Below are 19,589 nucleotides of genomic sequence, written 5' to 3' on the forward strand. Positions count from 1 at the left end.
TTTACGCTGCGGCCGGGACAACCGGGCCGGCTGCCTTTACCGCCGTTGCCAGAACGTCAAGCGCGGCCTTTGCATCGGCGACGCTCGTGCCGTCGAGCGCGTGAAGATTGTCCATTTTGGTTTTATGGAGCTTCACGATGCTATCGATGTCGAAATTGAACGCGGGGGTTTGATTGGCGCCAGTGCGTTTGGCATGGTCGATCTGCGCCAGAACCATTCGAGTGTTAGCGGCCTTGGAGATGTCGGAAAGTACGGTCATTGTGTTCTCTCTCTGAGTATGGTGCGAGCGTCATGCCCTTAACCTACGGTTGCTGCGCATCACGCGCGGCTGTTCGATCGGCATCACGCCGAGCTATTTTGCGCAGCATCCCGCTGACGCGAAAGTCGTTCAAAAGTCCCTTCCGCGCCGGGCCTTTTTAAGAGCCGCTACGGCGCGTGCGGGCAGCTCCGCGTTCAATTGCGCGAGTTGCTGCTGTACTCGAGCGAGGCCCGCCGCGTCAGCGCCGGTGGCATCGATGCTGATGTTGATCGGCACGCTGACATTGCTTGCGGGCGCTGACTGAAACTGCGGGGCGGCGGGCAGGCGAATCCGGTTCGCCATGGCCATAGAAACATCGTGTGGGATGACCTGCGCGCCGCTCGGTAGGTTGACGATTTCGCCACCCCGCTCGTTGATCATCGCCAAACCGCCCGGAGCACTGTTCGTGCCGCTCGCGAATTTTGGCATGGCATAATCACCTACCATGACGCTGTTCGGCGCGGCGCTGCTTCCGCCACCGAACAGCGAGCCAAGAATGCCGCTACCAGAGGATCCACCAAAGGCAGATGTCCAGAGATTGTCAGTCGCGATCTTCATCAGTTTCTGCGACACGGCATCGAGCGCGGAGACACCCGCGGCTTTGAACGCATCCCATACTGTCCCGCTGTTGCGGAGGGTCGACAGGAACGTCTGCCCGGAGTTGGTCAATGAGTCGTAACCGAATCGCATGTTCTCGGCGCGCGATGCCGCTTCGCCGAGCGCTGTTGCTTCGGTGCGCAGCGCCGCAATCTGTTCGGGCTTCAATACATTGCCCTTCCGGGTCTCTTCATTGATGCGCTGCTGAACCGCGGCGTATGCCAGTGCATTCCCCGTACTTAGACCCAGAGTCGACGTTTCAAGCGCGTATGCATCAGCCTGCGCGCGAATCTGCGTCGTGCCGAGTGCATTCGCCCTGGCATTATCCAGGATGCGCTTCGCCTCGGCCGTGCTGACACTGACACCGCTTGCGCGAGCCTGTTGGATAGCCAACTCTTGCAGACGCACCGTCTCGTTGATCGTCGCGACCTGACCAAGCAATCCGAGCCGCTGTTGCTCCAGTGCGAGCGCCCGTTGAACCGCGGCGGGATCCACCGGCTTTGCGTCAATCGATCCACCAGTGATGAGAACACGAGGGCGAGACGGCGAAGGTTCTGGCTGACCGGTGAGCGCACGCGTAAACGCGCCCGCGCCGTTCGAAGCCTTGTCAATCAGCCGATCGAGCGCGTCCCACGCAGACAGTGCCCATGATTTAACGTAATTGCTGGTGTTCGTGGTCGCCTTATTCCAAGCGTCGTCAAACCTCTGTGCAGCCTTCGCCAACTTATCTTCGGCACCGGGATTGCCCTGGTTCGCGTTGATCGCGCTTCGGAGAGCGGCGCCGCCCTGTTCGAGCAGCTTCACCCACTTCTCGGTCGCAGGCAGGCCCATCGATTGCAGCAACTGGAATTGAAGCTGCGTGTCCCCTTTGGCGCGTCGGATCAGTTCGCTGGCGCCGTCGAGGTAGCCGTTGAAATCCTTGGCCGACATGTTGTTGGCGCGGAAAACCTCCGCGAGGCCGCCCATGTTGTTCTTGGCATCGTAGACATTGCGCGCAAATTGCGCCATCGCCTTCGACGACTCGTCGTCGCCGATGCCTTTGTAGTTTGCTGCGGTCTGAAAGCCGCGCACGCTACCAATATTCGTGCCGGAAACTTTGGCGAGGTCGGCAGCGGCAAGAGCACTCTTACCAAGGGCATTTGCGGTGTAAAGACCTGCGGCGCCGATCGCTAGAACGCCGCCGACCAGGAGGCGCGCGGGTGTGAGAACAGACGCGATACCGCTACCGATTTGTTTCAGTGCGCCGCCAACAGTCGCCGTCTTGGACGATGCGAACACGTCATATATCTGCGAACCTTGCTGCGCTATGACTGTGAGAGGTGATTGGCCTCCCTGCAGCGATACAAAAACATCCTGGAACTGTCGCGACAGATTGAGCAGACCGTTACTTGAGAGGCCTGCGTTCTTGGTGACCGCCGTCAGCACATCGTTCGTGGGCTTGAGCTTCCCACCAAGCGCGCTGGTAGCTTTACCAACGTCGGCCACCGCCTTTTCCAGCGCAGTGGTAGCAGCTTGCGCTGGCTTCGCCGCGGCCGTGAAACCGTCAAGCGCTTTGGTACCCGCGACAATGGGGCGGGAATCTAAAGCGAGACCAAGAGTTGCTATGTCGCTCAAACGGTCGTCTCCGCGTATCCCGCGGCTTGCCGCGCAACTGATCCGCCCTGCAGTAGTTCGAGATATTCGAGGATGCGCGGGCGCAGCGTGAGCACGCCCGTCGCGAAGATTGCCTGCTGAGAAGGGGACTGATCAGCAGCCGCAGCAATGATGCGGTGGGTTGTGTCCAGGTCGCACGCCACGACCTTCGCCAGTGCGCCTTCAAAACCGCCGAAGTCACTACCGATAGTCAGAAAGGCGTCGAGCGTGAAGCGCAGATCAATCTCGCCGACAGTTTCGATTTGGATTTTGAACTTGGCCATCGACGAGATATCCGCGACTTGTTTGATCAGGCCGCAATCGCGGCAGGTTCGGGATCCTTGCCGCCGCTGACCAGGCGGTTCAGAAACTTGAGCAGATCGGGTTGCAGTGTTTCCATCCCGGTGGCGAACACATCGCCGCAGACTTCGTCGAGTGAGTCGGGCAGAACCTTTTCGGTGCCGATCGCCACGATCTTAGCGAAAGCGTCGAGGTCGAATTCCATGATGGCGCGATGCGCGGGCAAAAGTCCGCCGAATTCGGTACTGATCTTCTTCTGCACGCTCAGTTTCCACTTGAGAGTCACGGTCTTGTCGTTCAATTTGATATCGAGATCTGCCATTTGTCGGTCCTTCGTTGGAGAAAGTGGAGCGAGCGAACCGAGGGGAAACAGTTCGCTCGCTTATCTGCCGGCCTGTACGTCCGAGGCGCGACTGAATTGATTGTGGGTCGCTACTTCGTGTAGCCATATTGCCGGATGGTGCCGTTGAGGTTTCCGGTCGAGTATAGAAACCGCAATGCGTTCGCGGCGCCTGAATACTGGCCTGATACTTGGATTTCTCGCCTGGATAGCGAAGTGTTATCGACTGACACATGGGTACTATCAATATAAGTCCATGCCGCGAGTACGCTGACGCCAACCCGCCCCGAAATCGCATAGCCGGGATCGTTTCCTTGAGTTGTCGTAAGGTCGATTTTCGTCTGAGCTAAGTTCTGCAGTGCGCCGTTGGCAGTACCAAGCGCATACAGAATGCCGCTCGCGTAGCTTGCCGCGGTGTCAAACGAACTTCCGCCGTTAGTGGAAGCTCGCATCCACAGTCCGTCGCCAGCCGTGACCGGATAAACGCCGTCGAAAATGAACTCGTACTTCGCAAATCTGTTGGAGTCGAAGCGCGTAAAGTCCAGTGCGGCTGATGCACTCCCGACCTTCGTATCCATCAGGACGAGCCCGGTTCCGAGGCCGATCAAACTAAATCCAGTTCCGTCGCAGATGAGCCGAAAACTCTCGCCCGGATACACGTTGAATGTTGCCTGCCCGTTCACGGTTTCCGAGCCGCTCGGATCAATTGTCCAAACGCCGGTCGACATATTCTTGATGTCGCGGCCCCAGCCATCACCGACCGTCGTAGTGGCCGAAGCGCCGGAAGCGGCGCATAGCGCGAGCGCGCCGGCAAACGCGATACCCTGAATGCTCTTGGAAATTTTCATGTCTAGTTCCTCAGCTGCTTAAGATGGCCTGGCCATCGGGTTGTGATTCTGGTTTGGATGCCGGCCGCCGAAACCGAGGCGATAGAGACCATGCCGCCGATGACGTTTTCGCCGTCAGGCTCACGGCGCCGCTGCATCAGAACAATTTCATTTGCGACGCGATCAACATCGATCTGGTCCACGTCGACCTTGCTCGGGAATATCTTTCTCACGTCCCCGGCCCATTCTTCCGAGCACGGCAGCATGACGATCCTTTTGTGAACCGACAGCGGCGTGACTTCCCACGGCGTACCGAAGTTTGCATTGGTCGACAGCCCGTAGCCGAATGCCTCGCCGTCTCCCCAGCCGGTCACGGTGATAGAGAATCCGCTACCCTCGACAAGGAAGGGCGCCAGATCCACCATCTTTTTGACAGCTCGGAGCATATCAACCTGCAGCGTCGCGACCGACGCGCATTCGACGTTGATCGCCGCCGCGAAGAACCCAGGTCCCAGACAGTTGCCATTGACCGTAACGACCGCGTTCAACGTGGGGAGCGCAACCGCCTTGCTGACGTTCGCGAACGTGCCGTCTTCACGCTTCATCAGCCCATCCGTGATGACATGCACCGCGTTGGACTGACCGATTATGTTAGTCACGCTCATTGAGGCGCCCCTTGTTCGACGCCAGGACGTCCGTGGTCGTTGATTGCGGGCATGACTTCTCCTGAGCTGACAAGCGTCTCCGCTGTGCCGCTACGATCTTCGCCGGGGTTGTGGGGTAGTTCGTTTCGGGCGGCGCCGATTACGCGGCCGCCATGACCGGACGCGCGATCTGTCCGCGTTCCCAGACAACCAAATCCGAGACGCGCCAAAAACGTCGGTTAGTGATGTAAATCGGCTTGGGGAAGGTAGGGTCGTCCTTCAAACGACGCTCGACCCACATGTGACTGACGCCACCGAAGCGAGCGCGCAAACGGGCCGTAGGGATTAGGGTCGCGTCGTCGGATCCCGACATGTGGTAACTCCTGCTCTTACGTTAGCAGTAGGCCACGGATCATCGGGAATGTAGCCAACAGCTAATTCCCGATTTTGCAGCAGTTAATCATCTGGACCATATTCGGACTGAGCAATCGGACCGCGCTTGCGAGATCGCCGCAACCAGTCGACAATGCTTTGCTCTTCCACTTTAAACTCGGCGGCGGCCTTTATCAGAGCGTCCTTCCGAGAGACACCCTCACGCACAAGAATCCAATAACGACTGACCGCTGGCCAATGCTGGTCGTATCCGCCGACCTGCAGCCATTGGTCACCCTTCAAAGGGTGCGGCACGATTATATTGCGAGACGGTCGACCCGGGCGCTTGCTCATGACCGCGCACCGGCATTGCCGTTGACCAACCCGTCTACGTGCCGGGACCACGCTTCGAACGCGGCGGTCTTCTCGGCTAGGTACTGATGGCGGCCATAGACGCCAGCGACGCCTCCCAATTTGTGATTGACGCAAGCTTCGGCGACTTCGATCGAAAACCCGAGACGTTGAAGCCCGGAATAAAGGGTGCGGCGAAGATCGTGCGGGGACCAGCTTTGGAACGTCGCACCGGGATCGATCTTTTTCAGTTCGGCCACCATGGCTTCGTCTAATCGTCGCTTTGCTTTTGATAGCCCGCTGATAGGCGTGATGCCGGTGAGGGTGAATAATAGCTTGTTCTCGCCGATCGACGGCAGCGATTGCAAAACCGATACAGTCAACGGCGTAAGCGGCAGCAAGTGGTCGCGATTGTTCTTTGTGCGCGGCGCCGGCAGCGCCCAGAGCGGCCCGCGCCAGGTTTGACCATTGGGCAGGGGGATCGAAGCGGATTCCATCTCGAACTCGGACCAGGGGGCGTTTCGCACCTCATCGCGACGACAGCCGGTGAGGGCCAGCATCTGCATGAGCTTCCCAAAGGGGTAGCTTTCGGCTTCAGCGGCGCGCCAAAGGGCCAAGAGTTCCACATCCGAAAGAATGCGCTCGCGGCTGTGTTCTTCAGCAACAGCGTTTAGAACGGCAACGGGGGAGGCGGCGAGCATGTCGCGTTGTACGCACCACGCGAAGAAGGTCTTCAATACTGTCAGGGTTCGGTTTGCGGTGACGCCTTGTCCCGCGTCGACCAGCTTATCCAGCAAGACGATTGCATCGTGCTTCGTGATCGAGGCCAGCGATTTGCCCGACCAACGCTTCAGAACGCCGCTCCCTGTCTTTTTCCAACCCCCCTTATTGTCGGGATCCGCCCGTAGGCCAAAATAGGTGGCGGTGAGATTGCGCGTCGAGTCTCGCAGGCCCTGTTTCTTCTTCCCCTTGTAGCGTTTTAGGAACTCGATCATCGCCGCATCGACGGTGTTGTCTGCGATTGCAGTTTCCTTGGCTTTGGCCACTTCGACTCGTCGTGTCGCGGTCGGGTCCACACCTTGGCGGACTGATTCAAGAGCGCTAGTCGCCAGCATGCGGGCTTGGGTAAGCGTGAGGGGCTGGCCGATCTGTGGCTTACCGTTGGAACTCCCTAGAGCCAGCGTGCCCAGCGTCAGCTTCTTCGCCTTCCGTTGACCATCCTTGCCGCGCTCGACTGGCGAGCGGAACCGAAGTGCCCACGATTTCGCGCCACTCGGTTGTACTACCAGGTAAAGCCCTGCGACGGAGTCCGGCTTCTCGTATCGGCTTGCCGTAGGTTTTGCTTGTTCGATCGCCTTGCCAGTTAGGCCAGCCATGTTTACCCCGAGAGTAGGCGGGGTAACGATTAGTCACCGTTAGGGTATGTTACCCCGCGGGGATAACGATATCTCACAAACCTAATAAAATCAATACTTTTAGGGGTTTGTTGGCGGCCGGACGTTTAGTCTCGTTACGGTTCGTTACGTTATCAGCTAAGTCTGGGAGACTAGGGGTCGGAGGTTCGAATCCTCTCGCTCCGACCATTTTTCCAAATCATTTCAAGATATTAGTGGTCTCGCACGCGAGCGGTGCCGCCTGAATAGGGTGGCCTCGATCAAGCGCGCGCGACGCAGGCGTTACGATTTCGGTTCGACGAAATCACCGTGAATCACGTCGTCTTTCCGTCCGGCGAACCAGAGAAGCCCGACATAAGCCGCTGCACAGGCAAGGAAGCCGAGGACAATAATCTCTAACATAATATCTACTCTACGCTGAAAACATTAGACTTCTCCCGGCTCCGGGTTCCGTCAATTGCCCCGGCCGCACTCCTTAATGAATCCTTGCCGTCGTGACCCTTTGGCCACAGATGCCGACGTCGCGTTTGGAATAGCGGCAGGGAGTGGCACCGGATGTGTCGTTTTTGCGCCAATGGAACCCTTCGCCATCGAACCGATTATCCTGAAAACAGGAGGCTCGCATGGCAAGTCACTGGCATACCGCAGATGGCCCGTCGGAGATCCGGCATGACGATGATATCGGCTACTACGGTGGCTGGACCATCAGCGGGTTAGCGGTGGTTGCGACCATCACGGCTGTTTGGCTGTTTGGTATCTAGCCCACTGCGTAACTGAAGCCCTTGCGACAACGCAGCAGCGATGCGCGCGAACGCTGAATGATGGTGACGAAAAAGGCCCGGAGCATATGCTCCGGGCCTTCGTCAATTCAGTCAGCCGGGGTTAGTAGTAGCCGTAGCTCCGATAGTAGCGGGGACCGCCATAGTAGCCGTCGCCGTAACCGTAGCGCGGACCATAGGCATAACGCGGGCCGTAATGGCGCGGGCCATAACCATATCCGTAACCGGGGCCGTAAGCGCCATATGCACCGGCCGCCAATGCGCCGGCTGCAATGCCGAGTCCGATCGCGGCGCCGCGACCGCCACGGGCCTCTGCGGGTTTCGATGCGATCGACGCCGCGCCGACGGCAGCGACGGTGGCAAGAATAAGTGCTGTCTTCTTCATGCTGCTTCTCCTTCGTATCGAGAAGTCAACGTGTCGGTGTTTTGAAGGTTCAGTTCCAATTCACGGCATATCGACCACAAATTTTGCCGCGATGGGGGAACGAATAATATCGCGTGATCAGCGAGCGGCGTTCCGCTTTACGCGTTGCAACCGAAAGCGAGATGCGCGTGCAGCGTCGATCATCTCGCAGCTCATGGTGGGTCCAGAAAAGATAATGGCCCGGAGCGAACTCCGGGCCATCAAACGCAGACGTACATCCGGTCTGCGCTTCCTTGACTCCACAGTGAGTCGAGAAGGTTAATAAATGTCTAACGGTGATGCGTGACGACATGATGACCGATCGCGGTCATCCCGTCGGGCCTTCGACTTCCTTGTGATCCTTGTCAGGCAAGACGCCGCTGCCGGGCGTCTTGTTCTCGTCGGTCAGTTCCGGCTTGTCGTGCGGGCCGGCCGGCGGAATTTTCTGATCGGGCTTCGGCTGTTTGTCGAAGGCGCGGTTCTTTGCTTGCTGTGTCATGCAAAGAGAACGGCTCAGTTCCTCGCGTGTTCCCTTTGATGATGGATGTCCATCGCAAATCACAAGAGAATCGGGCACGGCTCGAACATGCGCGGGTCCTTTGTCGATGTGCTTCATTTCGTGCGGAACCTTCCGGGCGGTAATGGCTTGTCCCGCGATACTTTTAAAGGAAGGAATAAATTGTCATGATCAAGAAACTGGCTTTGCTGGCGGCTGCGGCCGTTCTCTATGTCGCAGCACCCGCAGGCCCCGCGTCTGCGCAGGGCATCAATGTGCAGATCGGCGGCGGTGGTTATCACCATCAGGATCGTGGCTATCATCGCGGTCATGGCTATCGCCAGAGCCGCGCCTATGTGCGCCGCGACTACGGGCACCGCCATCACGGCTGGGATCGCCGGGGTTCGCGCACCAAGACTGTGATCGTTCGCTAACAGCAATCGGTCGTCTTAACAAAGCAGCCTCGCGCAAGCGGGGCTGTTTTCGTTTGCGAGCTTGTCAGACGCTGCCTGGCGGCGCGGAGGCCGCACGCAATTGCGCCGTTGCCAAGTATTGCTGCGTGGCGACGAACATGCCCCACATGATGCCGAGCATCATCCAGAAATGGCGCCAGTGATCGGTATCGATGATGAAGGCCTCGCCGACCGTGCCGAGATAGGCTGCGAACACCGCGAGATAGGCGCGCTGCCATGGCACGCGCACGAAAATATAGCGGAAGCCGAGCAAGGCGGTGATGAACACCAGCGCGGGATAGCACACGCCGGAGATCCAGCCGCCGGACATGAAGGCGTTGAGATAAGAGTTGTGGGTGTCTTCCGGAAAGAAGCGCGTGAATTGCAGCGGGCCGATTCCGAAGGGCAGATCGAGCGCCATCTGCGCGCCGAGCACGTGCCGGCCGAAACGACCGAAGCGGCCTTCGTCATATTTCTGATCGAACGAGGCGCGCTGCTTGAACATGTCGGCGATGAAGTCGAACTGCAGCAGGATCACGATCACCAGCGCCACGACGGCGACGGCGGCCAGTGCCATGATGATGATGCGCGAGCGCTGTTTGTTGGATTGGCTGGTCAGCACCATCAGCATCAGCATGAAGGCCGAGGTGATCGCCAGCAGGCCCCAGGCGGCGCGGGAGAAAGCGAGCAGGACGGCGAGCGCAATGATGCCGAGCGCAATGGCGCTGCGGAGCGAGCGACCGAAACCGTCGCTGACGACGCTCTGCAGGCAGAACAGCGCCGGCAGCACCAGGAAGGCGCCGAGCACGTTGGGATCCTTGAACGTGCCGGCGGCGCGGCCGTAGAGCGTGAACATCTCCGCGCCGGGGATCAGATGCAGATAGCCCAGGATGCCGGCCAGCGATGTCACCAGTGCGCCGACGATCAGGCCGCGGCGCAGCAGATCGATGCGCGCCAGCGTGTCCTCGGACATCACCAGTGCGACGAAGATCGCCATGATGGCCATGTACCAGGAGGTCAGGATCCAGTTCACGATTGGCGCCTTGTCGAGCAGATAGGCCGCGCAGATCGTGTAGCCGAGATTGACCAGGAACAGCATGAGCAGCAGCGGCATGAACACCAGCCGCATGCGCAGGCCCGACGCGAAGAACACCACCATCGCCGTGAGGGTGGCGATCTCGAAGGGGCTCGGCTCGATGAAGACGATGGCGCCGCCAAAACCCATCGCCCACAGCAGCGCGCGCTGCAGCGTCACCACGGCGGGAGGCGCCGCAGGTGAGGCGATGTAGTGATCGGCAGTGGCGTGAGTGCTCATGGCGGCATCACTCTACGCAGGCAGGGTTGACGAGTGGTGTAGGGTAGAGGCTGAGGCCTGCCTCAATACGCGTTCTCGTTCTTCGTCAGCATTGAAACCGGCGTTTTCAGCATGATGTAGACGTCGAACAGCACTGACCAGTTCTCGATGTAGTAGAGGTCGAACTCGACGCGCTTCTGCAGTTTCTCCTCGCTGTCGACTTCGCCGCGCCAGCCATTGACCTGCGCCCAGCCGGTGATGCCGGGCTTGACGCGGTGGCGAGCGAAATAGCCGTCGACGGCCTCGTCCAGCAGCTGGCTCTGCACCCTCTGCTGAACGGCGTGGGGACGCGGGCCGACCAGCGACAGGTTGTTCTTGAACACCACGTTGAAGAGTTGCGGCAATTCGTCGATCGAGGATTTGCGAATGAAGCGGCCGACGCGGGTGACGCGCTTGTCGCCCTTGGTCACGACGGTCTTGGCCAGCGGGTCGGCCTGGTCGTGATAGAGCGAGCGAAACTTGAACACGTCGATGCGCTCGTTGTTGAAGCCGAAGCGCTTCTGCCGGAACAGCACCGGACCCGGGCTGTCGAGCTTGATGGCGATGGCGACCAGCGCCATGAAGGGCAGTGCGGCGATCAGGATCAGGCCGCCGACGATATGGTCGAACAGCCATTTCATCACCAGATCCCAGTCGGTGATCGGCGCCTCGAACACGTCGAGGGTCGGTACCTTGCCGAGATAGGAGTAGGAGCGCGGGCGGAAGCGCAGCTTGTTGGTATGCGCGGACAGGCGGATATCCACCGGCAGCACCCACAGCTTCTTCAGCATTTCCAGAATGCGCGTCTCGGCCGAGATCGGCAGCGCGAACAGCACGAGATCGACGCGGGTGCGCCGTGCGAATTCGATGATGTCATCGACCTTGCCGAGCTTCGGCGCGCCCGAGATCGTGTCCATCGAGCGCTTGTCGTTACGGTCGTCGAACACGCCGAGGATCTGGATATCGGAATCTTCCTGGGCATTGAGATCCCTGATCAGCGCCTCGCCATTGGAATCGGCGCCGACGATGATGGTGCGGCGGTCGAGACGACCTTGATGCGCCCAGCGTTTGATCAGCGCACGCACGACGGCGCGTTCCGCGATCAGGGCGACGAGACCGACGAAGAAGAACGAGGACAGCCAGACACGCGACACCGCGCCGCCGACCTTGGCGAAAAATGAGACGCCGATGAACAGCAGGAACACGAAGGCCCATGCCGACATCATGCGCGTGAGCTGCTTGATGTGGCCGCGGAAGACCTGCACCTGATAGATGTCGGCAGATTGGAAACACACCACGGCAGCAGCAGCCATCGCGACGATCGCGGCGAAGTATTCCCATCTGAAGCCAGCTTCTGGCGCGACATAGAGCAGGTTGAGCGCGATGCCGATGATGCTGAGCATCAGGAAATCGACCACGCGCACGACGCCGGTGATGACGACGGGCGAGTAGGCGGCGCGCACCTTCTGATCGGCGACGGCGAGCGCCGCGGGCGTCAATCTGCGACGACGTTCGAACCGGCGTTCGCCGGGCGCGTCCGTCGCGGCCGCGTCGATCATTGAGCGTGCGTTGATCGGGTCCAAGGTGAAATGTCCGTTGTTGCGCTGGCATGCGATGTCGCACGTCAAGCCTACCGCTTTTCGTGAGAATTACCGGACAAATCGGAAGATTTGGTTACAGGTTAAGGAGAGTTAACGTTTCGCAAATGCGCTGCGATAGCCTTCGATGACGCCCTCGACCATTGCGTCCTGCGAGAAATGTTCCGCGATGCGCTCACGGAGCAATTGTGCACGGGCGCGCGCGGCGGCGATGTCATCGAGAGCAGTTTTGATCGCCGCGGCCATGGCATCGACATTGTTCGACTGGAACAAGGCGGAGGTGTGCGATCCGAAGATTTCTGGGATGCCGCCCACATTGGCGGCGATCATCGGAATGCCCGCGGCGGCGGCCTCGATCACGACATAGGGCATCGAGTCGCCGCGCGATGGAACCACCAGCAGGCGTCCTTTCGAAAACCCGTAACGCGGTTTGACATGGCCGATGAAGCGTACGGCGTCGGTGAGACCGAGGCGCGTTATCTGAGCCTTCAATGCGCTGGTCTCTTCGCCGTCGCCGCCCAGCGTCAAGGTGACGGGCTGGCCGTCGGCACGCAGGCGCGCGACGGCATCGACCAGCAGATCCGCGCCCTTGATGCGGCGGAACTCGCCGACATAGCAGATATCGGTGGCGTCATCGGCGGGCTCGACGGGGTCGAATTCGCCAGATGTTACGCCGTTGAACACGCATTTCACGAGGCCTGACGGTGTGCCGATCATGCGCTGATAGGTGTCGCGGGCGAATGCGCTCTCGAACAGGAACAGTTCGGTGCGGTTCATCAGGGCGCGTTCGAGGCGGCTGTAGAAGGCGCCTTTCGCCGTATTTTGCGGATAATGCAGCGAACCGCCGTGCGGCGTGTAGATGCGGATGACGTTGCTCGACTTTGCCTTCAGGCGCACGAAGGCGCCGGCCTTGGCGCCGTGGCCATGCAGCGCGTCTGGCTTCAGCCGGCTGACGAGGCGCATGAACTGCATCCAGACCAGCACGTCGCCCGGATGTGGCTCGCGATGGATCGGCAGGCGATAGGTGCCCAGCTTCAGGCGCGGGGCGATCTCGGCCAGTGCATCGCGGGCGCGGTCGCCACCGGTGAGGCTGTCGGCGACAATGCCGACTTCATGGCCGCGATCGGCCTGGCCGTTGGCGACATCGATGATGTGGCGAAAGATGCCGCCGACCGGCGCGCGGACAGCGTGCAGGATGCGAAGCGGCTTGTCCGAAGGTGCGCTCATGATCAGAATCGGCATTCGCTGACGAGGAGGGCGTCGCCGGGAGCTGGAACGCACATCGGAAAATCCCTGAAGCAATTGAATCCAATAAGAGCCTTCGTCGTTAAAAAAACGTGTGGATTCAGGCTTCCACTGCAACGTCCCGGTATCAGCCTGCCAATTAACCGCGCGGCAACCTTAATCGTCTTTAATCGATTCCGTTGAGTAGACGCAGTGGCGTTTGGGTGGGGTAGGCGATGCGTTTGGCATTCTGGCGTGCAGGCAAGGGCGATGCGTCGGTCGAACGGGCCATCAAGGCGCCAACCATGCCAAACCCGGTTTCTCGCAAAAATCCGGAGAAGAAAGCAGAGCGCGTGATCGCAGCGCCGGCGCCCGATCTCGGCGACCTCGATCTGCGCGCGCTGTGGCAGGCGCTCATCCGCCGCAAGATGTGGATCCTCGTTCCGACGGTGCTGGCACTTGTCGGCTCGCTCGTCATCGTCAACATGATCACGCCGCGCTTCAAGTCGGAAGCACGCATTTTGATTGACGGGCGTGAAAACGTTTTCCTGCGGCCAAGCGGCGAGCGCAACGAAGAGCGCACCTCTCTCGATGCGGAAGCCGTGACCAGCCAGGTGCAGCTCTTGCTGTCGCGCGATCTCGCCCGGGAGATCATCAAGAAGAACAAGCTCGCGGAGCGCCCGGAGTTCGATCCGGTGTTGCAGGGCGCGCAGCCATGGCGGTCGCTGCTCGGCCTGATGGGCATTGGCCGCGATCCGTTCTCGATGACACCTGAAGAGCGCGTGCTCGATGCCTATTACGAGCGTCTGACGGCCTATGCGGTCGACAAGTCGCGCGTCATGGTCGTTGAATTCCAGTCGCGCGATCCCGAGCTTGCCGCCCGCGTCGCCAATTCCATCGCCGACGGTTATCTGGTGATGCAGCAGAATGCGCGACAGAACCAGGCACGCTCGGCCGGGCAATGGCTGTCCGGCGAGATCGATGACCTGCGCAAGAAGGTCGTCGAGGCGGAAGCGCGCGCGGAGGAATTCCGCTCCAAGTCTAGCCTGTTCATCGGCACCAACAATACGTCGCTCTCGAACCAGCAGCTCGGCGAGATCAACAGCCAGCTCAATAATGCGCGTTCGCTGAAGTCCGATGCCGAATCGAAGGCGCGGCTCATCAAGGACATGCTTCAGACCGGCAAGCCGATCGAATTTTCGGAAGTGCTGAATTCCGACCTGATCCGCCGGCTGTCCGAGCAGCGCGTGACGCTGCGTGCGCAGCTCGCCGAACAGTCTTCGACGCTGCTCGACGCGCATCCGCGCATCAAGGAGCTGCGGGCCCAGCTCGGCGATCTCGACAAGCAATTGCGTGACGAAGCCGCAAAACTGTCGCGCATCTTCGAGAACGATGCGCGCATCGCCAGCGGCCGCGTCGATGGCCTCACCAACAATCTCGAACAGCTGAAGCGCCAGGCGACATCCAGCAATGGCCAGGACGTGCAGTTGCGGGCGCTGGAGCGTGAGGCGAGGGCGCAGCGCGATCTGCTCGAATCCTATCTGGCGAAATACCGCGAGGCGTCCACGCGTGAGAATATCGAGGCGGCACCGACCGATGGTCGCATCATCTCCCGCGCCATCGTCTCCAACACGCCAGCCTATCCGAAGAAACTCCCGATCGTGCTGATCGCGACACTGGCGACGCTGATGCTGACCGCCGGTGGCATCGTGACCAGCGAGCTGCTGCGCATGACCGCGCCGCGCGGTGCTGCGTCGATGGCGCCTGTTGCACAGGCTCGCGTCACCGAGCCGGCGTTCAAGCCGTTCGTGGATCAGGTGCCTGTTGCCGTGCGTGAGCCGGACACTGTCGTTGCGCCGGGCATCGTGCCTGAGCCGGCTCCCGTTGCCGTGCCGCAGCCCGTGGTGCGCGATACCCATCCCGAACTGGCCGCTGGCGTCAGCGAAATCGAACAGCTTGCCCAGGAATTCCGTGCGGCTGGCAAATCGGCGCGCAAGATCACGATCCTCGGCACCGGCCACAACGACAACATCGCGCTCACCGCGCTGACGCTGTCGCGCATCCTGTCGCGCGACGCGAAAGTGGTGCTGGTCGATTTGGCCGCGTCGTCGCCGACGCTGGAAGCGGTGTCGAACGATCCGCGTGCCCCCGGACTGGCGGAACTGATGCTGGGCGAGGCGTCATTCGGCCAGGTCATCACCAAGGACCGGATGTCGGGCCTGCATATGGTCGCCGCCGGCCGCGCCGGCGCCGATCGTTCGCTGTTGCAGTCGCCGCGCCTGACCATGGCGCTCGATGCGCTGCTGCGCGTCTACGATCACGTGTTGCTGGATGCCGGTACGGCCGCCGATCTGCCGGCGGGACTTCTGACCGATCAGGCCCGCGCCGTGGTGGTGCCGGAAGTGACGATGAGCATGGATGCACGCGAGCTGATGGCCGAACAGCTCAAGGCCGTGGGCTTTGCGGATGTGAAGATGTTGCGCTCTGCGCCGCCGGCCAACGACCCGGTCGGGCCGGGTGGCCGCGTGTTTGCGGCGTAATGCTTACTTACCTCGCCCCGCCTAGCGAAGCTTCGCTTCGCCGGGCGGGGAGAGGTCGGATTGCGAGAGTAGCGAGTAATCCGGGTGAGGGGGAGTTCGCGAGTCTCACTGGCCGCCCCTCACCCGAAACCTTCGCTTCGCTCTGGTTTCGACCTCTCCCCGCAAGCGGGGAGAGGTAAGGAAGGCCGAGCCTCCTACCGCTGAAATGCGTGGCGCAGCATCTGTGCCATTTGCAGCAGGGCTGGTGTCTGCTTCACGATCCGCTTGGCATGGGCGAAGGATGACAGGCCCATGGCGCCGAGCTTGCCGCGCGTGGTGAGCGGCACGAAACTGTCGAAGATCGGTTCGTCATCCTTGCAGAACATCCGCTTGTAATCGTCGCCGCCGATGCCGAGATCCAGCGAGGTCACGCCGCGCTCGGCATAGGCATCAATGATGGTGCGCATCAGGATCAGGCCGGGGCTGTATTTGGCATTCTCCGACATGGTGTAGGTGTTGAACATCATCGAGAAGCGGTTGTCGTCGGCGACACCGGCGAACATCGCGATCACTTCCTCGTCGCATGCGAGCGCGTGGATATCGATGGTGTAGCCATCCGCCCGCGGCGTCGCGCAGGCTTGGCGGATGAAGGCTTCGACGCCGGGCTCGGCGAATACGTTGGGCAGGTTCTGTTCGGCCATGCGCAGCGGCTTGATGGCGAAGAAGGCGTCGAGCACGCGCTTGACCTCGGCCTCCGTCTTCGCGTGCATGTAGCGATAGCCGGCAAGATTTCGGTACTTGCCTTCCTTGGTCTTCAGGCGCTTGCGGAACGAATTGCTGATCCGATCGGTCGCCGCTTCGCCGGGCACCATCTTCAGCACCGGGCAGTCATTGGTCGAGGCCTGGCTCGGCAAAAGCGCGAGCGGATTGTCAATGCCGATCCAGCTTTTGGGCTGACGGACCAGCGCGAGAACGTCGACCGTCTCGGTGTGCTTTTGAATTCCCCGTAGCAGCGCGTCGATATCTGCCTTTGTCGCCTGCGCCGCGAAGTCGCGCCGGAACAGCGGCATGTTGAAGGTGACGTGCTTGCCGCCGAGATAGCCGGCGACGCGCATGCCGTTTTCGCGGCTGACGGCGAGCGGCAGCAGCATCAGCGGCTGATGCGCGGCGTCATAGGCGACGACGATGAAGGGCTTCAAGCCTTCCTGGATGCCGATATGGGTCTGCCAGGCCGACTGGAAGTCGAAGCGCTGATAGGGCGTGGAGAGCTGTTCGGACGTCTCAAGGCTGCGCCAGATGGCTTCGGCGGCGCTGAAATCGCTGATCACATCGACGCGTACGATGCAGCTCGCAGTTGCCATCGCCACAGGTGTTTCCATCACAGCAGCCATGGTCATCGCGAGCCTGTTTCAGATTTTGTTTAGATTTTTAGGTTTGGGCCGACCTTTGCAAAGAAATGTCAACAAACAGTAATGACAATAGCCGACTGGCGAGAGGCATGACGCCGCTTGGGGGAATCTGCGGTGTCATACGAGACCGGTTGGCGCGCAGCGCTGGGCTTAGAGCTGACTTATCTCAGCGGCATGCACCGTCTGCTAGAACGCAGCCACGGCGGTGCCGGTATCATCCTCAAATTCGAACGCGTGCGACCGCCCCGGCAGGATGCATTCCAGCCGCTGAAAGCCCACGAGATCACGCCGTGGTTTCTCGACCGCACGATCCGCGCGCTGAAGCGCTGGCCCGTCGATATCGTCGGCATGGACGAGGTGTGTCGCCGCGCCAGCGCGCCGCGTGCGGGACGGCGCTTCGTTGCGCTGACCTTCGATGGCGGCACCCGCGACTTCGTCGATTTCGCCTATCCGCTGCTGGCGGCGCATGAGGTGCCGTTCACGCTCTATCTGCCGAGCGCCTTTGCCGACGGGCTCGGTGCCATGTGGTGGCTGGCGCTGGAGCAGGCGATCGCGACGCATGATCGCATCAGCCTGATCATCGATCACCGGCAGCGGCATTTCGAAACCGCCTCGGTCGCCGACAAATATCGCGCCTATTACTATCTCGATAGCTGGCTGCGGACGCTGCCGCCGCACGAACTGGCCGTTGCGACAGACGATCTCTGCAAACGCTATTCGGTCGATAGTGCGACCCTGTCACATCATGCGGCGATGCATTGGGACGATGTGGCAACGTTCGCGGGCAATCCGCGGGCGACGATCGGCAGCAGCACGGTCAACTATCCGGCGCTCGCCAATCTCGGCGACAGCGCGGCGTCGCGCGAGATCGCCATGGGGCGGGCCGTGGCACAGGCTGCGCTGCCCTATGAGCCACGGCATTTCGCCTATCCGTTCGGTCATGGGGCTTCGTTCGACAGGCGTCACGTCGCGATGGTGGCGCAAGTCGGGTTTGCCAGCGCCGTGACATCGCTCCCCGGTATCATCGAGGCCAATGGTGGATCGGACGCGCATGCGCTGCCGCGGCTCGCCTGGGACGGCCGCCGACAATCGTTGCGCGCCTTGCGGGTGATGGTATCCGGCGTGATGCTCGGTGCGGGCGCGCAGCGCTAGCCGACCTCGGGATCCACAGGATCGGCCTTGCTCATCCAGCTAATGATCGGCATCGCCGGCAGCACCCAGCCGAGGCCCGCGACCACATAGAAGATCGCCTGCAGCCAGCCGTTATTGGCCAGCCAGGGGGTCTGCGCGATGGTCATGCCGAGCAGCGACCACACCACCACGAGGATCAGCAGAAAGATGGTTCCGAAGAATTTGCGGGTGCGGATGGTCATGACGGAAATGTGCGGTCCAAAGTCGGTCTGAGATCGGGTTAGGCAAAGTGCCCAACTTTGCAGGCCTTCGCGGGCGGACTATAAGGGGCTCGAAATTTCATTCAAGGCGCTGATTTTGGCGCCGATTTTGCGACTGCTCCCGAGATCCATGCGATGACCGCTTCGTCTCAAACCCGCCCCAAGGAATTCCGCCCGGTGCGCTGGTGGCTGATTGCCGTCGCCGCGATGATCGTGGCGATGGTGCTGGTCGGCGGCGCGACGCGGCTCACCGAGTCCGGCCTGTCGATTGTCGAATGGAAGCCGGTGACCGGCGCCATTCCGCCGCTGGATGAATCACACTGGATCGCGGCCTTCGAGGCCTACAAGCAAATCCCGCAATACCGCGAACTGAATAGCGGCATGACGCTCCACGAGTTCAAGACCATCTTCTGGTGGGAATGGAGCCATCGTCTGCTCGGCCGCGTCATCGGCGTGGTGTTCCTGCTGCCATTTCTCTGGTTCCTGTGGCGCGGCGTGCTGACATCCGAATTGAAGAAGCGGCTGTGGGTGATCTTCGGTCTCGGCGGCCTGCAGGGCGCGGTGGGCTGGTGGATGGTGGCATCGGGCCTGACCAAGCGCGTGGAAGTCTCGCAATATCGGCTGGCGGCGCATCTCATGCTGGCACTGATCATCTTCGCCGCCATCGTCTGGACGCTGCGTCGCCTCGGCGACCGCGCGCCGGTGCTGGCGGCAGGCCGCTTGCGCGTGACGAGTTGGGTGTTGCTGGGGCTGACCTTCCTGCAGATCTATTTCGGTGCGCTGGTCGCGGGCCTACGCGCCGGTCGCGTGTTCAATACCTGGCCGGAGATCGATGGCGCGCTGATCCCGTCTGCGTCGCGCCTGTTCTTCGAGGATCCGTGGTGGCGCAACATGTTCGACAACACGCTGACGGTTCAGTTCCAGCATCGCATGACCGCCTATGTGCTGTTCGCACTGGCGATCTGGCATGTGATCGATGCGATCCGCGCGCGGGCAGGGACTGCCGTCGTCAATGGCGCGCTGTGGCTGGCGGCATCGATCGCGGTGCAGGCTGCACTCGGCATTCTCACGCTGCTGCATCAGGTGCCGATCGATCTGGCGCTGACGCATCAGGCGGTCGCGATCGTGGTTTTGACGCTGGCGATCCTGCAGGTGGAGCGGATGAAGCCGCGCGGGGCGGCGTTGACCGAACGTCAGCTCGACCTCGTGGTCGGCAAGGCTGCCTAGCTG

The 19,589-nt window shown here is 60.9% G+C and carries 20 protein-coding genes; 5 read left to right on the top strand and 15 right to left on the bottom strand.

The window, feature by feature from the left end; translation table 11 throughout:
• Nucleotide 1: 1 nt before the first annotated feature.
• The 8 genes from AB7828_RS03830 to AB7828_RS03865 all read right to left on the bottom strand — a co-directional run bounded on the left by AB7828_RS03830 (nt 2) and on the right by AB7828_RS03865 (nt 6,737).
• On the bottom strand, nt 2–259 hold the full coding sequence (locus AB7828_RS03830) for a hypothetical protein (protein WP_441229447.1): 258 nt from the start codon (nt 257–259) through the stop codon (nt 2–4).
• Nucleotides 260–388: 129 nt separating this feature from the next.
• Nucleotides 389–2,509 carry a phage tail length tape measure family protein gene (locus tag AB7828_RS03835; RefSeq protein WP_441229448.1) on the bottom strand — a complete coding sequence of 707 codons (2,121 nt, stop codon included), beginning with the start codon at nt 2,507–2,509 and terminating at the stop codon, nt 389–391.
• Nucleotides 2,506–2,811, bottom strand: coding sequence for a hypothetical protein (locus AB7828_RS03840; RefSeq protein WP_441229449.1), 306 nt, complete (start codon nt 2,809–2,811; stop codon nt 2,506–2,508). Before AB7828_RS03840 ends, AB7828_RS03835 begins: the two co-directional genes overlap by 4 nt.
• A 26-nt stretch (nt 2,812–2,837) precedes the next feature.
• Nucleotides 2,838–3,149, bottom strand: coding sequence for a hypothetical protein (locus tag AB7828_RS03845; RefSeq protein ID WP_441229450.1), 312 nt, complete (start codon nt 3,147–3,149; stop codon nt 2,838–2,840).
• A gap of 110 nt (nt 3,150–3,259) precedes the next feature.
• Nucleotides 3,260–4,015, bottom strand: coding sequence for a hypothetical protein (locus tag AB7828_RS03850; protein ID WP_441229451.1), 756 nt, complete (start codon nt 4,013–4,015; stop codon nt 3,260–3,262).
• A 2-nt stretch (nt 4,016–4,017) separates the two neighbouring features.
• On the bottom strand, nt 4,018–4,659 hold the full coding sequence (locus AB7828_RS03855) for a hypothetical protein (protein ID WP_441229452.1): 642 nt from the start codon (nt 4,657–4,659) through the stop codon (nt 4,018–4,020).
• Between the two features lie 139 nt (nt 4,660–4,798).
• Entirely contained in the window at nt 4,799–5,011 is a 213-nt protein-coding gene (locus AB7828_RS03860) for a hypothetical protein (RefSeq protein ID WP_441229453.1), read from the bottom strand.
• A 349-nt stretch (nt 5,012–5,360) separates the two neighbouring features.
• The gene (locus AB7828_RS03865) at nt 5,361–6,737 is read right to left on the bottom strand and encodes a tyrosine-type recombinase/integrase (protein WP_441229454.1); all 1,377 of its coding nucleotides are present in this window, start codon (nt 6,735–6,737) and stop codon (nt 5,361–5,363) included.
• A 641-nt stretch (nt 6,738–7,378) separates the two neighbouring features.
• Here AB7828_RS03865 and AB7828_RS03870 point away from each other — a divergent pair.
• A complete protein-coding gene (locus AB7828_RS03870; RefSeq protein WP_165826964.1) occupies nt 7,379–7,516 on the top strand; it encodes a hypothetical protein in 138 nt (45 codons plus the stop codon).
• Between the two features lie 121 nt (nt 7,517–7,637).
• On the opposite strand, the gene AB7828_RS03875 is transcribed toward AB7828_RS03870, so the two are convergent.
• Nucleotides 7,638–7,919: a hypothetical protein gene (locus tag AB7828_RS03875; protein ID WP_184516113.1), complete on the bottom strand. Its 282-nt coding sequence runs from the start codon at nt 7,917–7,919 to the stop codon at nt 7,638–7,640.
• Nucleotides 7,920–8,265: 346 nt separating this feature from the next.
• The gene (locus AB7828_RS03880) at nt 8,266–8,553 is read right to left on the bottom strand and encodes a hypothetical protein (protein ID WP_184520300.1); all 288 of its coding nucleotides are present in this window, start codon (nt 8,551–8,553) and stop codon (nt 8,266–8,268) included.
• 68 nt (nt 8,554–8,621) lie between these two features.
• On the opposite strand from AB7828_RS03880, the gene AB7828_RS03885 reads away from it, so the two are divergent.
• Nucleotides 8,622–8,867, top strand: coding sequence for a hypothetical protein (locus tag AB7828_RS03885; RefSeq protein ID WP_089264595.1), 246 nt, complete (start codon nt 8,622–8,624; stop codon nt 8,865–8,867).
• A 64-nt stretch (nt 8,868–8,931) separates the two neighbouring features.
• Here AB7828_RS03885 and AB7828_RS03890 read toward each other — a convergent pair whose 3' ends face one another.
• The 3 genes from AB7828_RS03890 to AB7828_RS03900 form a co-directional block, all read right to left on the bottom strand.
• Entirely contained in the window at nt 8,932–10,200 is a 1,269-nt protein-coding gene (locus AB7828_RS03890) for an O-antigen ligase family protein (protein ID WP_441229455.1), read from the bottom strand.
• Nucleotides 10,201–10,262: 62 nt separating this feature from the next.
• Nucleotides 10,263–11,801, bottom strand: coding sequence for an undecaprenyl-phosphate glucose phosphotransferase (locus tag AB7828_RS03895; RefSeq protein ID WP_439071491.1), 1,539 nt, complete (start codon nt 11,799–11,801; stop codon nt 10,263–10,265).
• A gap of 108 nt (nt 11,802–11,909) precedes the next feature.
• Entirely contained in the window at nt 11,910–13,043 is a 1,134-nt protein-coding gene (locus AB7828_RS03900) for a glycosyltransferase family 4 protein (RefSeq protein ID WP_441229456.1), read from the bottom strand.
• 233 nt (nt 13,044–13,276) lie between these two features.
• Between AB7828_RS03900 and AB7828_RS03905 the strand changes: the two genes are divergently transcribed.
• A complete protein-coding gene (locus tag AB7828_RS03905; RefSeq protein ID WP_441229457.1) occupies nt 13,277–15,580 on the top strand; it encodes a GumC family protein in 2,304 nt (767 codons plus the stop codon).
• Between the two features lie 194 nt (nt 15,581–15,774).
• Here AB7828_RS03905 and AB7828_RS03910 read toward each other — a convergent pair whose 3' ends face one another.
• Nucleotides 15,775–16,956, bottom strand: coding sequence for a GNAT family N-acetyltransferase (locus AB7828_RS03910; RefSeq protein WP_441229458.1), 1,182 nt, complete (start codon nt 16,954–16,956; stop codon nt 15,775–15,777).
• A 126-nt stretch (nt 16,957–17,082) separates the two neighbouring features.
• Here AB7828_RS03910 and AB7828_RS03915 point away from each other — a divergent pair, with 126 nt between their 5' ends.
• Complete coding sequence (locus tag AB7828_RS03915) at nt 17,083–18,120, top strand: polysaccharide deacetylase family protein (protein WP_441229459.1); 1,038 nt, start codon at nt 17,083–17,085, stop codon at nt 18,118–18,120.
• Here the strand turns inward: AB7828_RS03915 and AB7828_RS03920 are convergent.
• Nucleotides 18,117–18,341: a DUF2842 domain-containing protein gene (locus AB7828_RS03920; RefSeq protein ID WP_441229460.1), complete on the bottom strand. Its 225-nt coding sequence runs from the start codon at nt 18,339–18,341 to the stop codon at nt 18,117–18,119. The genes AB7828_RS03915 and AB7828_RS03920 overlap by 4 nt on opposite strands.
• Nucleotides 18,342–18,494: 153 nt before the next feature.
• Here AB7828_RS03920 and AB7828_RS03925 point away from each other — a divergent pair, with 153 nt between their 5' ends.
• Entirely contained in the window at nt 18,495–19,586 is a 1,092-nt protein-coding gene (locus AB7828_RS03925; RefSeq protein WP_441229461.1) for a COX15/CtaA family protein, read from the top strand.
• The last annotated feature ends 3 nt before the right edge of the window (nt 19,587–19,589 follow it).

The sequence above is a fragment of the Tardiphaga sp. 215_C5_N2_1 genome (assembly GCF_052076055.1).
Lineage (GTDB): Bacteria > Pseudomonadota > Alphaproteobacteria > Rhizobiales > Xanthobacteraceae > Tardiphaga > Tardiphaga robiniae.